This window comes from Pseudoalteromonas shioyasakiensis, from assembly GCF_022398475.1.
GTDB lineage: Bacteria > Pseudomonadota > Gammaproteobacteria > Enterobacterales > Alteromonadaceae > Pseudoalteromonas.
Genome location: NZ_JAKEVM010000090.1, coordinates 1 through 18,814, shown reverse-complemented (window position 1 = coordinate 18,814; position 18,814 = coordinate 1). Strand labels below are relative to the sequence as shown.

Sequence of the window (18,814 nt, the reverse complement as noted above, 5' to 3'; positions counted from 1 at the left end):
CAATACTATTGGATGGCAACTGAAGAAGCAATAGCGGTACAAAATGCTACAATTTATAAATTTCAGGCACAAAAAAGCCGCACCTAAGTGCGGCTTTTTTACTTAATATTGCTATTAAGCTTCAGCGATAACGATTACTTTGATAGTAGCCGATACGTCTGAGTGTACTGCGATTGCTACGTCAAATTCGCCAGTCTCACGGATAGTACCTAGAGGTAAACGAACTTCTGATTTAGCAACTTCAACGCCAACAGCTGAAATAGCTTCAGCGATGTCGCGAGTACCGATAGAACCGAATAACTTGCCTTCGTCACCAGCTTTAGAAACTAGTGTAACTTCAGCTAATGCTTCTAACTTGTCAGCGCGAGCTTGAGCAGCAGCTAGATCTTCAGCGATCTTAGCTTCTAAATCAGCACGACGTGCTTCGAAAGTTTCGATGTTAGCTTTAGTTGCAGGAACTGCCTTACCTTGTGGGAAAAGGAAGTTACGTGCGAAGCCAGATTTAACTACAACCTGGTCACCTAGGCCACCTAGGTTTGCGATCTTGTCTAGTAGAATAACTTGCATGTCTCTACACCTTTTAAAAACTGTTAATCCGCTGCTTACTTATGTAAGTCAGTGTATGGAAGAAGGGCTAAGTAGCGAGCACGCTTGATAGCAGTTGCTAGCTGACGCTGATATTTAGCGCTAGTACCTGTGATACGGCTAGGTACGATTTTGCCACTTTCTGTAACATAGTTTCTAAGAGTAGCTAGATCTTTATAATCGATTTGTTGTACGCCTTCCGCTTTAAAGCGGCAGAACTTACGACGTCTGAAATAACGTGCCATGAGTAAAATTCCTCAAAAAATTCTTTCTATATGTTGAGCATGCAAGACCAATTGGCTTAAGCCGTTTCGGCCTTCGTGACGGTTTAAAAACCCCGTCACTTGCACTTGTTGCCCAACGTGCAATTGTTGAGTTTGTTGTTGCATTGGCGTGCCGCTGGCAACAACTTGAAGCCTGACATAACTATTACGGTTAAGGTCTGCTTCAACTTGCATCGATTTATGTTCAAGAACAAAAATACAATGCGGTATACCAGCAGGGCTTTGACTATATTTAGGTGTTTTACAAACAACCCCAGATAGTGTCAGCTGATTCATATAAGGATTAAGCTGTTGGCTCATCTTTTTGTCTCAACTGCAAGCGCCATGCTTGAACTCAAAACGATTAAGCAGCTGGTGCTTCTTTCTTCTCTTCTTTCGCAAGAGGAGATGCTTCAGTTACAGCGTCTTTAGTACGCATAACTAAGTTACGAAGCACTGCATCGTTGTAGCGGAAAGTAGTTTCTAGCTCGCTGATTACTTCAGTAGGTGCTTCAACGTTCATAAGAACATAATGAGCTTTGTGAAGCTTGTCGATTGGGTAAGCCAATTGACGACGGCCCCAGTCTTCAAGACGGTGGATAGTACCACCAGCTTCAGTGATAGAACCAGTATAACGTTCGATCATACCAGGTACTTGCTCACTCTGATCAGGGTGAACCATGAATACGATTTCGTAATGACGCATGGATATTCCTTACGGTTAATAGAGCCTTCTACCGTTTCGGCCAGTCGGTTTAAGGCAAGGAATTAAATTTAATAAGCCGAAATGAGCGCGCATTTTACGCTTAGATTGATAATTAAGCAAGATAAAACAGCAAGCCAAGCTAGATTATTGTGCCCTATTAAGATTTTCTAAACGCTAAAAACAAAAAACCCAGCCGAGGCTGGGTTTTTGATATTCTGAAAACTAAAATTACTTGATTTTAGCTTCTTTGAAAATCACGTGTTTACGAGCTTTAGGATCGTATTTTTTGATTTCCATTTTTTCAGGCATGTTACGCTTGTTCTTGTCGGTAGTGTAGAAAAAACCAGTACCAGCAGTTGAAACTAAACGGATCTTATCGCGCATGATTCAGTTCCTTAAACTTTTTCGCCACGAGCACGGATTTCTGTAAGAACCGCGTCGATGCCTTTTTTATCGATAATACGCATACCTTTAGTAGTAGTGCGTAGTGTTACAAAACGTTTTTCACTTTCAACCCAAAAACGGTGAGTTTGTAGGTTAGGTAGGAAACGACGTTTAGTCGCGTTTCTCGCGTGTGAACGGTGGTTACCAACCGCTGGACGCTTACCTGTAACTTGACATACTTTAGACATGTCTATATATCTCCAATAACTTCGCTCGAGCTTAATTTTCCCTTAGGCCAGTATTTGTGCCCCGGGATAAATCGAAGGGCGCTCTTTATACAGCTTATACAGGCAAAGATCAAGTAACAGATCTTATCCAATCAGCTCATGTGTAAATTTGATAGCGGCTAATTATAAAGATCGAATGCCCTTAGGGAAAGTAAAAACTGCATTTAAATTAAACTAATTTCTAAAATCGCCCTAAACTGCTCATTTTTAACACACTCTCTAATACAGTTGGCTCTATATAAGCCCTCTTTCAGCAAACGAAACACAATTTTCACCACCCACTATGATGTGATCCAGCACATTTATGTCAATTAAGGCTAAGGCTTGCTGTAATTTTGTGGTGATTAATTTATCGGCCTGACTAGGTTCAGCAACCCCACTTGGGTGGTTATGAGCAAGTATTAGAGCCGCCGCATTATTACGCAGTGCAGCTTTAACAACTTCGCGTGGGTACACAGAAGCGGCATTAATAGTGCCGTAAAAAAGTACTTCGTCTTTAATTAGCTGGTTTTGACTATCTAAGTACAGCACCATAAATACTTCTTGCTGTAAGCCTCGCAGCTGAATAGTTAAATAGTCATACACAGCTTGCGGCGAATTAAATAGTGCCTCGCGCTTACATTGCTCAAGCATATAGCGCCGGCTTAGCTCAAGTACCGCTTGAAGCTGCACATACTTAGCAGCTCCTAAACCCTTTTGGGCACAGAACTCTTGTTCAGATGCATTAAATAAGTCGTGCAAAGTGCTGTTTATATCGAGCAGGTGCTCAGCCAGCTCAATGGCATTCATACCCGGTACACCGGTACGTAAGAAGATTGCTAATAACTCTGCATCTGAGAGTGCTTTGGCGCCTTGGGCAAGTAACTTCTCCCGCGGCCTTGCTGATAAAGGTAAATCGGTTAATGGCATTGCTTCATCCTTAAAACAACTATTCCACTTATTAAACTGTACTATAAAATCCAATTTTTTCCTGTCTGTATAAAAGAAAACTTCATGCTATCGGTAAAGATTTGCTATCGTTAGCCCATATCGACAAAGGTTAAATTTCACGTAATGACAAAATCAGTAAATAAAAAAATCCTGCTAGGTATGAGTGGTGGTATTGCAGCCTATAAATGCGCAGAACTTGTTCGCCGTTTAAAAGATCAAGGCTGTGAAGTAAAAGTCGTCATGACCGACTCAGCCAAACACTTTATTACTCCTTTAACTATGCAAGCGGTAAGCGGTGAGATTGTTTCTGATTCATTACTCGACCCAGCAGCAGAAGCCGCGATGGGTCATATCGAATTTGCCAAATGGGCAGACCTTATTTTAGTCGCCCCTGCAACCAGTAATATTTTAGCCAAAATGGCGATGGGTATTGCAGATGACTTACTAACAACCCTACTACTGGCTACCCCTGCAAAGGTAGCAGTTGCGCCTGCAATGAACCAACAAATGTATGCCCACCCTGCTACACAAGCAAATCTTGCCACACTAAGTGAGCGCGGCGTGGCTATTTGGGGCCCAGGTAAAGGCGAGCAAGCTTGTGGTGATGTAGGCGCAGGCCGTATGTTAGAGCCTCATGAGTTAGTCGCACTTTGTACACAACCTGAAGTAGAGCCATTACTTAAAGGCAAAACCATCACGATTACTGCAGGACCAACCCGAGAAGCCCTCGACCCAGTTCGTTATATCTCTAACCACAGCTCAGGCAAAATGGGTTATGCCCTTGCAGAAGCTGCACTTGCGCTAGGTGCAAAGGTAAATCTGATTTCAGGCCCCGTAACAATTAAAGCACCTGCTAATGCCCTGCTTACTAATATAGAAAGTGCTGAGCAATTACTTACCGCCTCAATGAAGCTTGCCGCGCAATCGGATGCTTTTATCGGCTGTGCAGCAGTGGCTGATTACCGTGCAGCAGCAATTCATGAGCAAAAGATGAAAAAGCAAGGCGATGAACTAACCCTTACTTTAGTTAAGAACCCAGATGTTATCGCTAATGTCGCAGCACTTAGCGAAAACCGCCCTTATACCGTTGGCTTTGCGGCAGAGACTCAAGATGTTGCAAGCTATGCGCAAGGTAAGTTAAAGAACAAAAATCTCGATATGATCTGCGCAAATGACGTATCAAAAGAAGGCCTTGGCTTTAATTCTGATCATAATGCTTTAACACTCTTCTGGCACAATGAACAGCTAGATTTAGCAATGGGAAGTAAAAAAGATTTAGCCATGAGCGTAATGACTGAGCTTGCCAAGCGTTTGTAAAAATGCTGGAAAGAAACTGAATAAAACATTAACATAAGCCACTCATTTGCACAAAAAATGGCTTGTCTGACTCCCAACAGCGCAAGTAATAAATTATAAGAAAGGAATGGTCATGCCTGCGACAAAAAGAAGTAATCGCAAAGAGCAGATTCTGCAAGCACTCGCACAAATGTTAGAAACCAGCCCAGGTCAACGTATCACCACCGCAAAGCTCGCGGCTGAGGTAGGTGTGTCTGAAGCTGCGTTATATCGTCATTTTCCGAGTAAAGCACGGATGTTTGAGGGCCTAATCGAGTTTATTGAAGATACCCTGTTATCACGCATTAACCTCATTTTAGAAAATGAGAAAGAAAGCCAAACACGTGTATACAATATTTTGCTGTTATTGTTAGCCTTCGCCGAGAAAAACCCGGGCATTACCCGCATTTTGACCGGTGATGCCTTACAAGGTGAGCAAGAGCGTTTACGTGAGCGTGTACAAGGCTTATTTGAAAAGCTAGAAACTCAGTTCAAGCAAGTGCTACGCGAACGCAAACTTCGCGAAGGTAAAGCATTCCAGTCAGACGAAAGCACCCTAGCCAACTTCCTACTCGCCTATGTAGAAGGTAAGATGAATCAATTCGTGCGCAGCGACTTTAAAGCAAAACCAAGTGCACAATTTGAAAAACAATGGCCAGAGCTACAGAAGATTTGGTTGTAGTGAGTTGCTAGGGAAAAGAGTAAAGTTCGAGCTGTCAGCCTTCAGCCGTCAGCTATCAGATTGAATTCCGAACAGTTAGCGAGCTTCTAGGGGAAAGAGTAAAGTTAGCAGGCTGCTTACTAACTTTCCCTTTCTAACTACTACCTTTGATTCGCATTATTAATTGCTCTGATTAAGCCCGCTAACATCATTGATAATTCTTGCGTTTCCATTATCCATTTATTTGCCAGCTCTGTGCTAACTTCACCGACCTGAAGCGATATATAGAGCTGTGATCTTAGCTCACCACAACTTCCTTTTGCATAGTAAAGAAAGCGCACACAATCTTTTGAAGACATCCGCTCATAGCCTTCTGCTATATTCGATGAAATAGACAAGCTAGAGCGCTTAATTTGGTCTTTCAAGCAATACTCACGACTCGATTTAAAGTGTTGAAAAATTGCAATTGCTAGCTTAGCAACTCCCATATTCCAACTTCCCTCTTTCCCCTTTCAAACTTTCCCCTCGTAACTTCCCCTTCCACCTTCCCAAACACGCCACTTATCGTATCTACTCGAATTGTTTATTAAAAACGCTACACTGGGTGCATCAATTAAAAAACAACGAGAAAGATGAATGAAAGCGCAATTATCACTTTTGAGCTTAGCCTTGGTGACAAGCCTTGGTAGTGCACAGGTTAGTGCGAAAGAAGCTCTGCAATTTAAAGACGTGTTTGATTTTAAATACGCAAAAGGCACCCAACTTTCTGAAGATGGCCAAATTCTTAGCTTTAGTGCCGACCCTTATCGCGGTAATGCACAAGGTCAGGTTTATACATTAAACAACAACACCCTGCTAACTAGCGTTGAGCGCGGTACTCGCCCAACTATTAATAAAGCAGCAAACTGGGTAGCTTTTACTCAGGTACCGACCCTACTTGAAAAAGAAACCACCAAGAAAAAAGATGAACTAAAAAACAACCTTGTTTTAGTGAATACTAAAAATGGTGAGCAACAAACCTTTAACGATGTAAAAGACTATGCACTATCGGATGATGGTGTATGGCTTGCTTATCGACTAGATAAGAAAGCTGATAAAAAAGACAGCGAAGAAAAAGACGAAAACAGCAGCGAAATAAAGCCAGACAAAAAAGATAAAAGCTTTGATTTAGTGCTTGTTAACCTTCAAGACAAAACCACTCACACCCTAAACAATGTATTCAGCTATGCGATTAGCAGCACCGGTGAGCAGTTATTAGCAAGCCAAAGCTACAGTGATGGTGCCGACAACCAAGTTGTATTAGTTGCGCTTAATAATGACTTCGCAACGAGTGTACTGATTGATGAGCCGGGCGTTGTGGCAAATAAAATAGCTTGGCAACCAAACAGCAATACCGCAGCGCTATTAATTGGTAATTACGTTAATGATGATACACGCCGTCGTGATCACAGCTTACAGCTTTTACAAAACGGGGCGCTTTCAACCATTCACTCTGCAGATAGAAGCTGGACTATTGGCAAAACAGCATCGCTAAAATGGTCTGAAGATGGTGCTCGTTTATACTTTGAAAACCATCCTAAACTCGCTGCAAAAGTTATCGCAAAAGAATACAAAGATGAAGCCTCTTTATATGATTTCGATACCATTCGCGACCAAAAAGGCCTTAACGTTTGGCACAATAAAGACGCTGAAATTAAGCCACGCGAAGAGCAGCAATGGAACAAAGCGAATAAGCTTCGTCATTACCAAGCGGTATATCATGTAAATGGTCAGCAAGTTGTGCAGTTAAGCACGCCGAACATGCCTGAGGTTTCGCTTAATACTCACCGCGAAGCGCTATTGGGCTATTCAGACCGACCGTACCTAGAACGTATTATGTATGGCGGCTTTTACGCAGATTACTTTAGTGTTGATGTTAAAACCGGTAAACAAACCGCTATTGTCAGCGACTATCCGTTTAGACCAAGCCTTGCGCCAAATGGTCAATTTGCGGCATTTTTCCAAGACAGCCAAGTGCAACTTAAAGATTTAGGTAACAACAAGGTGTCGACCTTATCTAAAGCAATTAACGCTATTTTTGCTGATGATAAACATGACTACCCGTCACCTCAGCCGGGTTATGGTTTTGCAGGCTGGTTAAACGACAGCAGCCAAGTACTGGTTTACAGTAAATTTGATATTTGGGCTTTTGATGTCGCAACACAAAAAGCAACGCGCCTAACTCAAGGTAAAGAAACCAATACCCAATATCGTGTTATTAAACTTGATAAAGACCAAGTGGGCTTTGCCAAAGACGAAACATTATTACTAAGTGCAAAGAACCTGCAAGATAAGCAAACTGAAATTGCCAAACTTGACTTATCAAGCAATAAAGTGAGCAAAGTACTTTCAGGTAAAAAGCGCTATGATGTGGTGAAAAAGGCGAAAAATGCCGACAAATACCTATTTACTGCGCAAACATATCAGCAATTCCCTGATTACTACCAAACTGACTTTAGCTTCAAAAAGCCACAACGTGTTACCAACCTTAACCCACAAATTAGCAACTTTGCATGGGGTGAAAAACCTGAGCTTATTAGCTACAAAGGGTTTGATGGGGAAGATTTACAAGGCGTATTGATCAAACCTGCGGGCTACAAAAAAGGCGATAAGGTTCCGGTGGTTGTGTACTTCTACCGCTATATGAGCCAACGCATGTATGACTTCCCGAAAATGGAGTTAAATCATCGCCCTAACTTCCCAATGTTTACCTCAAATGGTTATGCGATTTTCTTACCTGATATACGTTTTGAAATTGGCCATCCGGGTAAATCATCAACCCAAACGATGATCAACGCCACTCAAAAGTTGATTGATTTAGGCATTGCTGATCCAGATAAAATTGGTTTACAAGGTCACTCATGGGCAGGCTACCAAAGTGCCTTTATGATCACTCAAACAGATATGTTTAAGGCGGTTGTATCGGGTGCGCCAGTATCTAACATGACCAGTGCATACAGCGGTATTCGCTTAAAATCAGGCCTTGCGCGTCAGTTCCAATACGAAACAGGGCAAAGCCGCATTGGTAAAACGTTATTCGAAGCCCCAGAGCTATACATCGAAAACTCACCGGTGTTCTTCGCCGATAAAGTGAATACCCCAATTCTGATTATGTTTGGCGACAAAGATGATGCTGTGCCGTGGCACGAAGGGGTTCAATACTACCTCGCGCTTCGTCGTGCGGGTAAAGATGCCACCTTCTTACAATACGAAGGTGAACCACATCACCTGAAGAAATTCCCTAACCAAGTGGATTTCTCAGTACGCATGATGGAATATTTTGATCACTACTTAAAAGGCAAACCAGCCGCTGAGTGGATCAAAAACGGTGTACCCTTTATTGAAGAATAAGCAACAAGCTAAATTTAAGCTTACTGCACACCTCCCCCAGAGCCAGCATTTTTGCTGGCTTTGTTCTATAAAATCAATCACACCATCTATTTTTTCGATTTTATCAATCGATTTAAACCCCAGTTTGTAAGTGGAAAGTTAATCAGAACAAATCTATATTTCACCCAACTTCTAACTGGAGACAACACAATGTTTAAGAAATCAACGTCAGCTTTGTCTAAAGTAGCTGTTGCGGTATCACTGTTGGTGGCAACAGGCGTACAAGCTACAAACGACATCAAATCAAACCAATTCTGGTGGCCAGAGCAATTAGATCTTAGCCAACTTCGTGCCCATGGCGCAGAGTCTGATCCTATGGGTCCTTACTTTGATTACAAAAAAGAATTCTTAAAGTTAGACCTAAACGCAGTGAAAGCTGATATTGAGAAAGTATTGACTGATTCTCAAGATTGGTGGCCTGCTGACTACGGTCACTATGGTCCGTTCTTCATCCGTATGGCGTGGCACGCATCAGGTACGTACCGTACTTTTGATGGTCGTGGTGGCGCAGGCGGTGGTCAACAACGTTTCGACCCATTAAACAGCTGGCCTGATAACGCGAACCTTGATAAAGCGCGTCGTTTACTTTGGCCTATTAAACAAAAATACGGTCGCAGCATTTCTTGGGCTGACTTAATGGCGTTAACAGGTAACGTTGCACTTGAATCAATGGGCTTCAAAACGTTCGGTTATGCCGGTGGTCGTGAAGACGATTGGGAACCAGATTACGTATACTGGGGTCCTGAAGGCAAAATGTTAACTGACGAACGTCGTGACAAAAAAGGCAAACTTAAAGGTCCATTAGCGGCAGTTGAGATGGGCTTGATTTATGTAAACCCAGAAGGTCCGCACGGTAACCCTGATCCACTTCTAGCAGCAGAAGACATTCGTTTATCATTCGGCCGCATGGCAATGAACGATGAAGAAATCGTTGCGCTAATCGCCGGTGGTCACAGCTTTGGTAAAGCACACGGTGCGAAAAAAGCAACGTGTTTAGACAAAGAGCCAGCAGCAGCAGGTATCGAAGAGCAAGGCTTAGGTTGGAAAAACAAATGTGGTAAAGGTCACTCAGAAGATACCATCACGTCAGGTCTTGAAGGTGCATGGACAGTGACACCAACACGTTGGTCAATCAACTACCTACAAAACTTATTCAGCTTTGAGTGGGTTAAAACTAAGAGCCCTGCAGGTGCGACTCAGTGGATCCCTGAAAATGGTCAAGCGTCTAACCTCGTGCCAGATGCGCACATTAAAGGTAAGCGTCATGCGCCTATCATGTTCACAACTGATATCGCGTTAAAAGCAGATCCTGAGTTCCGTAAGATTTCAGAGCGTTTCTTAAACGACCCGAAAGAGTTCGAACTGGCATTTGCTAAAGCATGGTTCAAACTAAACCACCGTGATATGGGCCCACGTGCTCGTTACTTAGGTGACTTAGTGCCAGAAGAAGTATTAATTTGGCAAGACTACATCCCTGCGGTTGACCACAAGCTAGTTGATAGCAAAGATATCGCGTCACTTAAAGCTAGCATCTTAGATTCAGGTTTATCTGTATCTGAACTAGTGCGTGTTGCTTGGGCATCAGCAGCAAGCTACCGCGACACAGATATGCGTGGTGGTGCAAACGGTGCACGTATTCGCTTTGCTCCGCAAAAAGATTGGCCGGTAAACAACCCGAAAGAAGTGGCTAAAGTACTTAGCAAACTTGAGAAAATCCAAACTAAGTTCAACAAAAAAGCATCTGGCGGTAAAGAAATTTCACTAGCAGATATGATTGTTCTTGGTGGTGCGGCTGCAATCGAAAAAGCAGCAAGCGACGCGGGTTTCTCTATCGCAGTACCATTCAAGCCTGGCCGTATGGACGCGTCATTAGAAATGACTGACGTTGAATCATTCGAAGTACTTGAGCCAACGGCAGATGCGTTCCGTAACTACTACAGCTCAGCATGGAAATCACCGGCTGAAATGTTAGTTGAACGTGCTGATTTACTAAGCTTATCAGTACCAGAAATGACAGCATTACTAGGTGGTATGCGTGCCCTTAACGCGAATACTGACCAAACTAAACACGGTGTATTCACGAAAAAGCCTGGCACATTAAGCAACGATTTCTTCGTTAACCTATTAGATATGTCAACGAAGTGGTCTAAGTCTTCTGAGGAAGGTGTTTACGAAGGCCGTGACCGTAAGTCAGGCAAACTTAAGTGGACAGCAACACCAGTAGATTTAATCTTCGGTTCAAACTCAGAGCTACGTTCAATTGCTGAAGTGTATGCCTCTGACGATGCTAAACAAAAGTTCGTTGATGACTTCGTAGCAGCATGGACTAAAGTAATGACGCTAGATCGTTTCGACCTACGTTAATTCTTATTTTCGCAACCAACAAAGCCGCTAAATTAGCGGCTTTTTTTATTTTCGTTGATAATTTACTCGACAAGGCAGCGGATTACGTTAAAAATAAAACTTTATCATTATATTTATTTGGACACAGGCATTAGGGATGATTGCGCGCTTTTTACTGCTTCTTGTTTTCTACTCATTATGCCTAAGCATAACTAGCCAAAGCCGTGCCGATAATTCCCCGATTGTTAATATCGAACAACGTAGCGTTGACCTCACTCAATTTGCTATGAGCTATTTTATTGATAGCACAGGCACTATGCCTCTTTCACAAGTTCAGCAGCAAAATTTTATCAACAGTCAAAACGAGCTTACTTTAGGCACCAACGCTAAAACGACGTGGTCAAAAATAGTTATAAAAAATAGCTACAGCGATACCCTACGCTTATTTGTGCATAACCCAGATGCCTATCATTTAGAAGAAGTCAGCTTTTACGAAACACAATCAGGACAACTGATAAACCAATCGGTTATTCAACTTGATAAAACAGGGCCTAAAGCCAACATGTTTGGTGGCAGTGCCGTGTTTTCGTTTTATATTGCTCCTAACCAGCAAAAAACAATTTATATAAAAAGCGTCACCTTTTCACATCAGTGGTTTGCATTAGCTATTTTTGATGAAGAGCATTCAAAGCGGGCCCTTGTCGGGAATGGTAATTACATTGCGCTACTTGTCGGGATGATGTTAGCGCTGATGATTTATAACTTCTTCTTATATTTATCGGCACGTAAAATCGAGAACATTGTTTACGCGCTGTATCTTATCTCTGGCACGGTGTGGGTGGCGCTATCTTATGGCGTTGCTGCTAACTTCTTTGGTATTTTTAGTGCCGAGCTACTACAACTCAATTCTAACTTACTGAGCATGCCAAGCTTTTTAGTGATTTTTGTAATGCTCATTTTCGAAACCAAAAAGCATTACCCTAAAGAGCATATCGCGCTGTCGATTATTTTGTTCTTACTGGTTGCTGATTTTATCTATAGCTTGTTCGATATTGTAGGTGCCTTAAAACCTGCTAGCAGCTTGGCTGCTTTAATGATGACGGTGACATTTGGAGTATCTATTTCGCTGTGGCGCAAAGGTAACACACTGGCAAAATACTTTTTGCTCGGCCACTCTATGTTCGTTATTTTCAATATGCTGGCAGTGCTTTATTACAAGGGGATCAGCGACGCAAACGTGATAAATAGCCACGGTGTAGGCATAGGTATTTTGCTCGAAGCGTTAATGATGGCGTTTATTCTTTCTTATCGAATTAAGAGCCTCGAAAAAATTAAAGCACAGCAAACTGAGCTCAATCGCTTGGTCGATACAGATCCTATGACAGGCCTGTATAACCGCCGTTACTTTGACAGAAAAAGTGAAGAACTCATTGCTGCTATGGCAAGCAATCAGCAAGAGTTAACCCTCCTAATTGCTGATCTCGACCACTTCAAAAACATTAACGACACATATGGTCACGATGTTGGCGATAAAGTCATTATCGCATTTGCCAACATACTAACGTCAGAGCAAGGCCTTGCTGATATAGCCTGCCGTTACGGCGGCGAAGAGTTTGTGTTATTACTCAATTGTAACCTACTTGATGCCAAGCAAGTTGCCGAGCGAATTCGCCAAAAAGCCCAAGAAACTTACATCACAATTAATGAGGTGCAAACCGTGCAGTTTACCGTGAGTATTGGTGTACATAGCGTTGGCCATGCTTCAACAACTGTGAAAGAAACCCTCACCATTGCCGACAAAGCATTGTATAAAGCAAAAAATAACGGCCGTAATTGTGTTGAAGTGGCTGCTTAGAGAAAAAGTGGTAAGCGGTATTATGTAGGTCGTCATTTATGGCGACAATTTTTAGCGCTAGGCTTTAGGTGCAAGTTTCGAGTTTCAAGTTTCAAGTTTCAAGTTTCAGAGCAACTTAAGACGTTAAAACCATTAGCTGAAATGAATGATGGTTGTTCCGGGTTGCTTTTTAGCTTGGTACATAGCCGCATCGGCCTCTTCAATTAACTGGTTCGCTGCATACACACCATCGCCGAGAAAATGCGCTGTCACGCCAATACTCGCAGTGACTTCAATTGACTTACCTTTACAACTAAAAGGGGCTGTAAACTGATCCGCAATTTTATGCGCTAAGCGATTCAGAATCGTCGTATTAGTTACGCCTGAAATAGTCACTAAAAACTCATCTCCCCCCATTCTTATCACATAATCGGTACTTCTGACGGCTGCTTTAAGTTGCTTTGCAACCCATACCAAAACTTCATCGCCTAGTGCGTGACCATTCTGATCGTTGATTTGTTTAAAATCATCTAAGTCGATATAAATAAAGCCCATTCCCTCAGCCACATCACCATTTTCACTAAATACATCATTTAATAATTGCTCTAGATAACGACGGTTCGGTAATTGAGTAAGCGGGTCAAGGTTCGCAAGCTCAATCAAAGCCTGCTCTTTATTTTTCCGAGCTGAAATGTCACGGACAATCGCAAGGAGATAGCTTTTCCCTTGATGGTCGATATGACACACACTCACTTCTGTAGGAAAAACCTGACCATCCTTTTGTTTTAAGCTCGACTCAAAAATAGTGGTTTCTTGAGCTTTTACGCGCGCCACCCTTTCTTGCCATTTAGCCTTGGTATCGTAGTCAGGGTTTATGTCTGGAATGGTTAGTTTTAATAACTCTTCCTTTTCATAACCTAAGCACTTATAAGCAAATTGATTACAGTTAAGGATTTGACCAAACTGAGGGTTTGCAACAAAGATGGCATCATTCGATTTATCAACCAAATGGGTCAGCAAAATATCCGCGGCAGCCTCTTTATTGACTGTTGTTAAGTCAATAATTTGCGAAATATAACGCACAACATTACCGTCATTATCCATCTCGGCAACAATATTCAGCTGACAATAAATAGCATGACCCAACTTATGCATGTAACGCTTTTCGATTTGTAATGGCTGCTCAGGAAACTGATTAAGCTTGGCACGAATAGTTTTATTTAACTCTCTGTCATCAGCATGAGTTATAACAACATCATCGGCGTACACTTCATCGCCTTCGTAACCTAATAGTTGTTTTAGTGCCGGGTTTGCATATTCGAGTTTACCGCTAGGCGAGGAAACAATGACAGGGATAGGTGTAATTTCTATTAACCGATAAATAGGATTAACAAACATCTGTACGTCATTAAGTTTCATGGGCAACCCGAGTCCAATACATTATTACTACTCAGTAAAATGAAATAATAGACTATAAATTAGCTATCAGCTATCAGCTATCAGCTATCAGCTATCAGCTATCAGCTATCAGCTATCAGCTATCAGCTATCAGCTATCAGCTATCAGCTATCAGCTATCAGCTATCAGCTATCAGCTATCAGCTATCAAAATTATGTAGGGCGTCATTTGGGGTGGCAAGAATTGATTCTAGGTTTTGGGTGCTAGGTGCTAGGTGCTAGGCGCAAATAAAAGACATCGTGTTTCTTCTTTGAGTCACTGTTTTTGAAAACAACCCCAGATTCCACTAAGAATATATTTGGATTCAAACTAAGGTAGAATCCTCTTAATTTTTAATCATCAATAAGGTCGTAAGATAATTCTGCTTTCTTAATCTCGAGTTCCAACTCTTTTGTGTATGGCAGCCTTACAATATTTCCCACAAGAATTTCATTCACAGTGGTCTTTGCCTCTGCAATCGTCATTTTCAACTCTCGACGCAATACCTTATTAAAAGATATTTTTCTAAAACCCGTGGACCACTTCGTAATTTCAATAATCATTTTCTTCCAGCTTTATACTTACTGATCTAGGTTATTTACATACACATGGGCTTTTGCTTTTTGCCACTACCTCGCACATGGCGTCAGAAAATGATTTAGCTTATCCCCAATGGTTTTACTTAACTACTTATCACCAATCATATGCATGAAAAATAAATGGGTAACATTATAGTTGTCTAGTTTAGTTACTAGGTGCTAGGTGCTAGGTGCTAGGCTTTAGGTGCAAATATAAGATATCGAGTTTCTTCTTTGAGCCATGTTTATTAAGAACAAAGCCCGAGAGTGCGAAGCTCTGAATTAAAAAGATATTATCTATTTGTCGTTTGCTACTTTTTCATCAAACCAAACATGTTCTTGCTCTCCACCCAGCATGAATCGATAACCAGGTGGCAAAGCCATATAAATAGCTACTTCAGGTCTATATTTTACAATATGAGTAAAGTGAACCGTTTTTAAACTCGAAATATCTCCATTATATTCGTCAGTGGTTAACCACCAACCGCTCATATGGTCCGGTGAAGGGTAACGAACTCCTTCTAAAGGCAGCCCCTCATATACACCGTCAGATATTACTACCATTTGCTCCTCGTCAACTGGTGTATATTGTGCACTATAGTGTTCACAACACTTCTGTTGAACTTCTAGCAGATGAGTTATTCCTTTCATCTTAAATTGGATACCACACAATTAATTAATCTATCGAGAATATCATCAAAGTTGAAAACAACAAAAAGCCCCCGCGAGTACGAAGCTTAGAATTCAAACTATGTCGTCAAATATTTAATAAAGACTCATCAAACCAAACATCAACATAATCTCCTGCGATTAAAAACCTATAACCCGGAGGTAGCGCAAGATACTTTTTGATATCAGGACACCACTCACCTAAATGAGCAACATGAAGAGGAACGAAAAAATCAGGTTCTTCAGAAAACTCTTCTCCACCCCAAATGTACCAACCTGTTGTATCTCCTTCAGGAGAGTGTCTTAGTCCATTAATAGGAATAACCCCTTGCTTGACGTTACGAGAAATACCAACTTTCATATCTTCGGGAGATGATACAAAGTCAGCATTAAATTCATTACAGACCAATCTTTGAATTTTTGTAATTTCAGTCATTAAAAATCATGCACCTTTTTCTGCGCTTTAAACACATGGGGTTAGGTCTTGCTTTTGTCACTACCTCACCCATGCCAGCAAGCGGTTCTTTTCATTGAGCAGCTTAGCCAGTCTTGAAAACAAAATCCAAGCCACCACAGCTAGAAAAAACAAAGCCCCGCTAGTGCGAGGCTTTGGATTTAAATCTCTGATCAACCTAATGAAGCTAAAAGTTCATCATATTTAGATAGAACAGATCTAAAATCATTAGGATTTACAATTTTATCTAGTTTCTCTTTTATCACAGGGATATCCTCTTCTCGGATTCCCTCTGCTAATAAGTTTAAAATAGCGCACCTATCTCGATAATCTCTGGAGTCAGAATAGCAAACTAATAGGTTCCCAATTGAGTATGTTGGATCAAGTTTATATAACGCATAGTGAATACTTAAAACTGTTCCACTCTTAAGCTGCTTATCTTTTAACTTATTAATCAAAAGTTTAATAACTTTTTCATTTTTAGAATTTAGCTCAGCTAGACTAATTACACATGAATCAACGACATAATGGCTTGGGTCATCTAATAATTCGCAAATCTTTTCTAAATTATCAAGTAAATCAAATTCAGCGAGAAATTCTATACAATCAGAGCGAATAAGTTCATCGCTATCTAATAATCCTCTGTTAAAAATATTTTTAATTTCTTCGGTATACTCAAAGCATGCCAATTTAGAAAATGATCTTTGTCTTATTTCACTATCATCAGATAATACACCTTTTTTAAGCTTATCAAATGATTGTGGGGTTTCATCACTAATAACTTCTATATCATCCATATAAACGTTCAGTATATTAGTCATATCATTTTACTCCAGAGCTCATAGTGTCAGGTCTTTCTTTTTGCCACTACCTCGCCCATGGCATCAGAAAATAATTTAGCTTAACCCAATGGTTTTATTTAACTACTTATCACCTATCATATGCATGAAAAATAAATGGGTAACCTTATAGTTGTCTAGTTTAGGTGCTAGGCGCAAATATAAGATATCGAGTTTCTTCTTTGAGTCTCTGTTTATTAAGAACAAAACCCCGCGAGTGCGAGGCTTTGTTCGACAGCGTTAGCTGTTCATTAATTCTCTTACTTGAATTTGTATTTGTTTTTCGCATCATCAAGTGTTAAGTGAATCAAACTCGGTGATCCTCCGCCATGAGAGCCTGAGTCGTCATAGACTAGTTCCCAAAGACGCCCATCGTTGGGATCACGTAGTAACGTTGACCATCCATCATCGGAATATGCAACGACTAACATTACGTTATTTTTTAAATAATCAATTCGCTGTGCCACTTTATCCGCCACAACTTTACCGTTTAAAAAAACATGCTTACCGATTAATTTATTTTCATCTTTTCTTAGATTCATATCTTATCAACCAAAATACTATTCTTCTGGTATTTTTCAGTTTCGGATTACAAATCCCTCCAGCGCGCTAAAGCACGACCTACAAGCAAGTGCTAACCTAGCTCCTATGACCTAACCACTAACATCTTTCCCCTAGCAACTCGCTACTAGCAACTCAAATCAACAATACTGCCCTGCTGCAAAGCCACAGCTCCAGGCGTATTGAAAGTTGTAGCCGCCTAACCAGCCGGTGACGTCGGTGACTTCGCCGATGAAATAGAGGCCCGGTGACTTTTTCGCTTCGAAGGTTTTTGAGCTTAACTCGTCGGTGTCTACACCGCCAAGCGTGACTTCGGCTGTTCTGTAACCCTCTGTGCCGTTGGGTTTAATTTGCCAATTGTGAATGTAGTCATGTAACGCGTCGATTTGCGCATGGCTTAGCTGGTTTACATTGCAATCAGGGATCGCTTTCGTGTCGTGCAGCATTTCAACAAAACGCTTTGGTAAAATTGTCGCAAGGGTATTTTTTAGTGACTTTTGCCCTTGGCTTTGACGCCACTGCTCAAGCTGCAGTTTTAAATCGAGCTCGGGTAACAAGTTGATGTACACAGTTTGCCCTGCGCGCCAGAAAGAACTGATTTGTAAAATAGCTGGGCCCGAAAGGCCGCGGTGAGTAAACAAGATGTTTTCTTTAAACTGGGTGCCATCTTCACTGGTAACCAGACAAGGAATGCTGATCCCCGATAATCCATCAAAGCGATCTTTATCATGCTGGTGCAACGTAAATGGCACTAATGCCGCCATGGTTGGTAGCACTGTTAAACCAAATTGCTCGGCAATTTTATAACCAATTGGTGATGCACCGAGCTTAGGCATGGTTAATCCGCCCGATGCGACAACTAACGACTCACATTGATAGCTGTCTTGCTCGGTAATAACTTCATAGCCCGCATCGGTTTTTGTCACGCTGAGTACTTCGTTACGCAGCGCTATGTTAACACCCGCCCACTCACACTCAGTTAAAAGAATGTCGACGATATCTTGTGCGCTGTTATCACAAAATAACTGGCCCAGCGTTTTATGGTGATAGGCCAAGCCGTGACGGTCCACCAGCTCTATAAAGTCATGCTGGGTATAACGACTTAAACACGATTTTACAAAGTGAGGGTTGCCACACAAGTAGTTGTCTGGGCTTGCGTTTTCATTGGTGAAGTTACAACGCCCGCCGCCGCTGATTAATATTTTACGGCCCGGCTTTTTGCCCATATCAAGCACAGTAACATTGCGACCACGGTAGCCTGCTTGTGCAGCACACATCAAACCTGCGGCACCGGCGCCAATCACAATTACATCTACTTGGGTCATTACTCATACTCACTAAAAAAATTTAGCTGATTATAACAAGTTATTGTCGCTGCTGTGTTAACACTGAGGTGTTTTTACAAAAAAGATAAAACCAAAAAACGAAATAAAGTAAAAACTCAAAACGTAAAATTATAACTTTATTATGAGAAATGCGTAGAAAAACACCATTAAAAGACTAGTTTAGACGTCTATAC

General features: G+C 41.5%; 20 protein-coding genes. 5 read left to right on the top strand and 15 right to left on the bottom strand.

The annotated features are described in order from the left end of the window. Positions 1-114: 114 nt before the first annotated feature. The 7 genes from rplI to radC form a co-directional block, all read right to left on the bottom strand. Positions 115-567: a 50S ribosomal protein L9 gene (gene rplI, locus L1D51_RS14715; RefSeq protein ID WP_054554192.1), complete on the bottom strand. Its 453-nt coding sequence runs from the start codon at positions 565-567 to the stop codon at positions 115-117. Between the two features lie 35 nt (positions 568-602). Next, entirely contained in the window at positions 603-830 is a 228-nt protein-coding gene (rpsR, locus tag L1D51_RS14710) for a 30S ribosomal protein S18 (RefSeq protein ID WP_002962753.1), read from the bottom strand. A gap of 12 nt (positions 831-842) precedes the next feature. Next, on the bottom strand, positions 843-1,145 hold the full coding sequence (gene priB / locus L1D51_RS14705) for a primosomal replication protein N (protein ID WP_036973732.1): 303 nt from the start codon (positions 1,143-1,145) through the stop codon (positions 843-845). 67 nt (positions 1,146-1,212) lie between these two features. Beyond that, positions 1,213-1,554, bottom strand: coding sequence for a 30S ribosomal protein S6 (rpsF, locus tag L1D51_RS14700; RefSeq protein WP_036973113.1), 342 nt, complete (start codon positions 1,552-1,554; stop codon positions 1,213-1,215). 228 nt (positions 1,555-1,782) lie between these two features. Next, the gene (rpmG, locus tag L1D51_RS14695; protein WP_022946036.1) at positions 1,783-1,938 is read right to left on the bottom strand and encodes a 50S ribosomal protein L33; all 156 of its coding nucleotides are present in this window, start codon (positions 1,936-1,938) and stop codon (positions 1,783-1,785) included. Positions 1,939-1,949: 11 nt separating this feature from the next. Beyond that, positions 1,950-2,186 (bottom strand): 50S ribosomal protein L28, encoded by a 237-nt coding sequence (gene rpmB, locus L1D51_RS14690; RefSeq protein WP_036973115.1) that lies wholly within the window; start codon positions 2,184-2,186, stop codon positions 1,950-1,952. Positions 2,187-2,459: 273 nt separating this feature from the next. Next, on the bottom strand, positions 2,460-3,134 hold the full coding sequence (gene radC, locus L1D51_RS14685) for a RadC family protein (protein WP_054563392.1): 675 nt from the start codon (positions 3,132-3,134) through the stop codon (positions 2,460-2,462). Between the two features lie 144 nt (positions 3,135-3,278). Here radC and coaBC point away from each other — a divergent pair, with 144 nt between their 5' ends. Further along, positions 3,279-4,472, top strand: coding sequence for a bifunctional phosphopantothenoylcysteine decarboxylase/phosphopantothenate--cysteine ligase CoaBC (gene coaBC, locus L1D51_RS14680; RefSeq protein ID WP_055197613.1), 1,194 nt, complete (start codon positions 3,279-3,281; stop codon positions 4,470-4,472). Positions 4,473-4,584: 112 nt separating this feature from the next. Next, positions 4,585-5,172 (top strand): nucleoid occlusion factor SlmA, encoded by a 588-nt coding sequence (gene slmA, locus L1D51_RS14675; RefSeq protein WP_054554189.1) that lies wholly within the window; start codon positions 4,585-4,587, stop codon positions 5,170-5,172. Between the two features lie 140 nt (positions 5,173-5,312). Here the strand turns inward: slmA and L1D51_RS14670 are convergent, their stop codons facing one another. Continuing rightward, positions 5,313-5,639: a four helix bundle protein gene (locus tag L1D51_RS14670; RefSeq protein ID WP_239963993.1), complete on the bottom strand. Its 327-nt coding sequence runs from the start codon at positions 5,637-5,639 to the stop codon at positions 5,313-5,315. Between the two features lie 148 nt (positions 5,640-5,787). Here L1D51_RS14670 and L1D51_RS14665 point away from each other — a divergent pair, with 148 nt between their 5' ends. The 3 genes from L1D51_RS14665 to L1D51_RS14655 all read left to right on the top strand — a co-directional run bounded on the left by L1D51_RS14665 (position 5,788) and on the right by L1D51_RS14655 (position 12,778). After that, positions 5,788-8,541 (top strand): S9 family peptidase, encoded by a 2,754-nt coding sequence (locus tag L1D51_RS14665; protein ID WP_239963992.1) that lies wholly within the window; start codon positions 5,788-5,790, stop codon positions 8,539-8,541. 189 nt (positions 8,542-8,730) lie between these two features. Next, complete coding sequence (gene katG, locus L1D51_RS14660) at positions 8,731-10,944, top strand: catalase/peroxidase HPI (RefSeq protein WP_054563389.1); 2,214 nt, start codon at positions 8,731-8,733, stop codon at positions 10,942-10,944. A 136-nt stretch (positions 10,945-11,080) separates the two neighbouring features. Then, positions 11,081-12,778, top strand: coding sequence for a diguanylate cyclase (locus L1D51_RS14655; RefSeq protein WP_239963991.1), 1,698 nt, complete (start codon positions 11,081-11,083; stop codon positions 12,776-12,778). A gap of 132 nt (positions 12,779-12,910) precedes the next feature. Here the strand turns inward: L1D51_RS14655 and L1D51_RS14650 are convergent, their stop codons facing one another. The 7 genes from L1D51_RS14650 to L1D51_RS14620 all read right to left on the bottom strand — a co-directional run bounded on the left by L1D51_RS14650 (position 12,911) and on the right by L1D51_RS14620 (position 18,620). Then, positions 12,911-14,176, bottom strand: a complete 1,266-nt coding sequence (locus L1D51_RS14650; protein WP_239963990.1) for a sensor domain-containing protein — start codon at positions 14,174-14,176, stop codon at positions 12,911-12,913. Positions 14,177-14,547: 371 nt separating this feature from the next. Next, positions 14,548-14,757 carry a hypothetical protein gene (locus tag L1D51_RS14645; protein WP_105174941.1) on the bottom strand — a complete coding sequence of 70 codons (210 nt, stop codon included), beginning with the start codon at positions 14,755-14,757 and terminating at the stop codon, positions 14,548-14,550. A gap of 312 nt (positions 14,758-15,069) precedes the next feature. Then, positions 15,070-15,423: an immunity protein Imm33 domain-containing protein gene (locus tag L1D51_RS14640; RefSeq protein WP_105174942.1), complete on the bottom strand. Its 354-nt coding sequence runs from the start codon at positions 15,421-15,423 to the stop codon at positions 15,070-15,072. A gap of 106 nt (positions 15,424-15,529) precedes the next feature. Then, positions 15,530-15,877 (bottom strand): immunity protein Imm33 domain-containing protein, encoded by a 348-nt coding sequence (locus tag L1D51_RS14635; protein WP_338127948.1) that lies wholly within the window; start codon positions 15,875-15,877, stop codon positions 15,530-15,532. Between the two features lie 191 nt (positions 15,878-16,068). Further along, on the bottom strand, positions 16,069-16,716 hold the full coding sequence (locus L1D51_RS14630) for a HEAT repeat domain-containing protein (RefSeq protein WP_156503603.1): 648 nt from the start codon (positions 16,714-16,716) through the stop codon (positions 16,069-16,071). 278 nt (positions 16,717-16,994) lie between these two features. Further along, complete coding sequence (locus L1D51_RS14625; protein WP_239963988.1) at positions 16,995-17,276, bottom strand: Imm27 family immunity protein; 282 nt, start codon at positions 17,274-17,276, stop codon at positions 16,995-16,997. A gap of 159 nt (positions 17,277-17,435) precedes the next feature. Next, positions 17,436-18,620 carry a BaiN/RdsA family NAD(P)/FAD-dependent oxidoreductase gene (locus tag L1D51_RS14620; RefSeq protein ID WP_239963987.1) on the bottom strand — a complete coding sequence of 395 codons (1,185 nt, stop codon included), beginning with the start codon at positions 18,618-18,620 and terminating at the stop codon, positions 17,436-17,438. Positions 18,621-18,814: the final 194 nt, after the last annotated feature.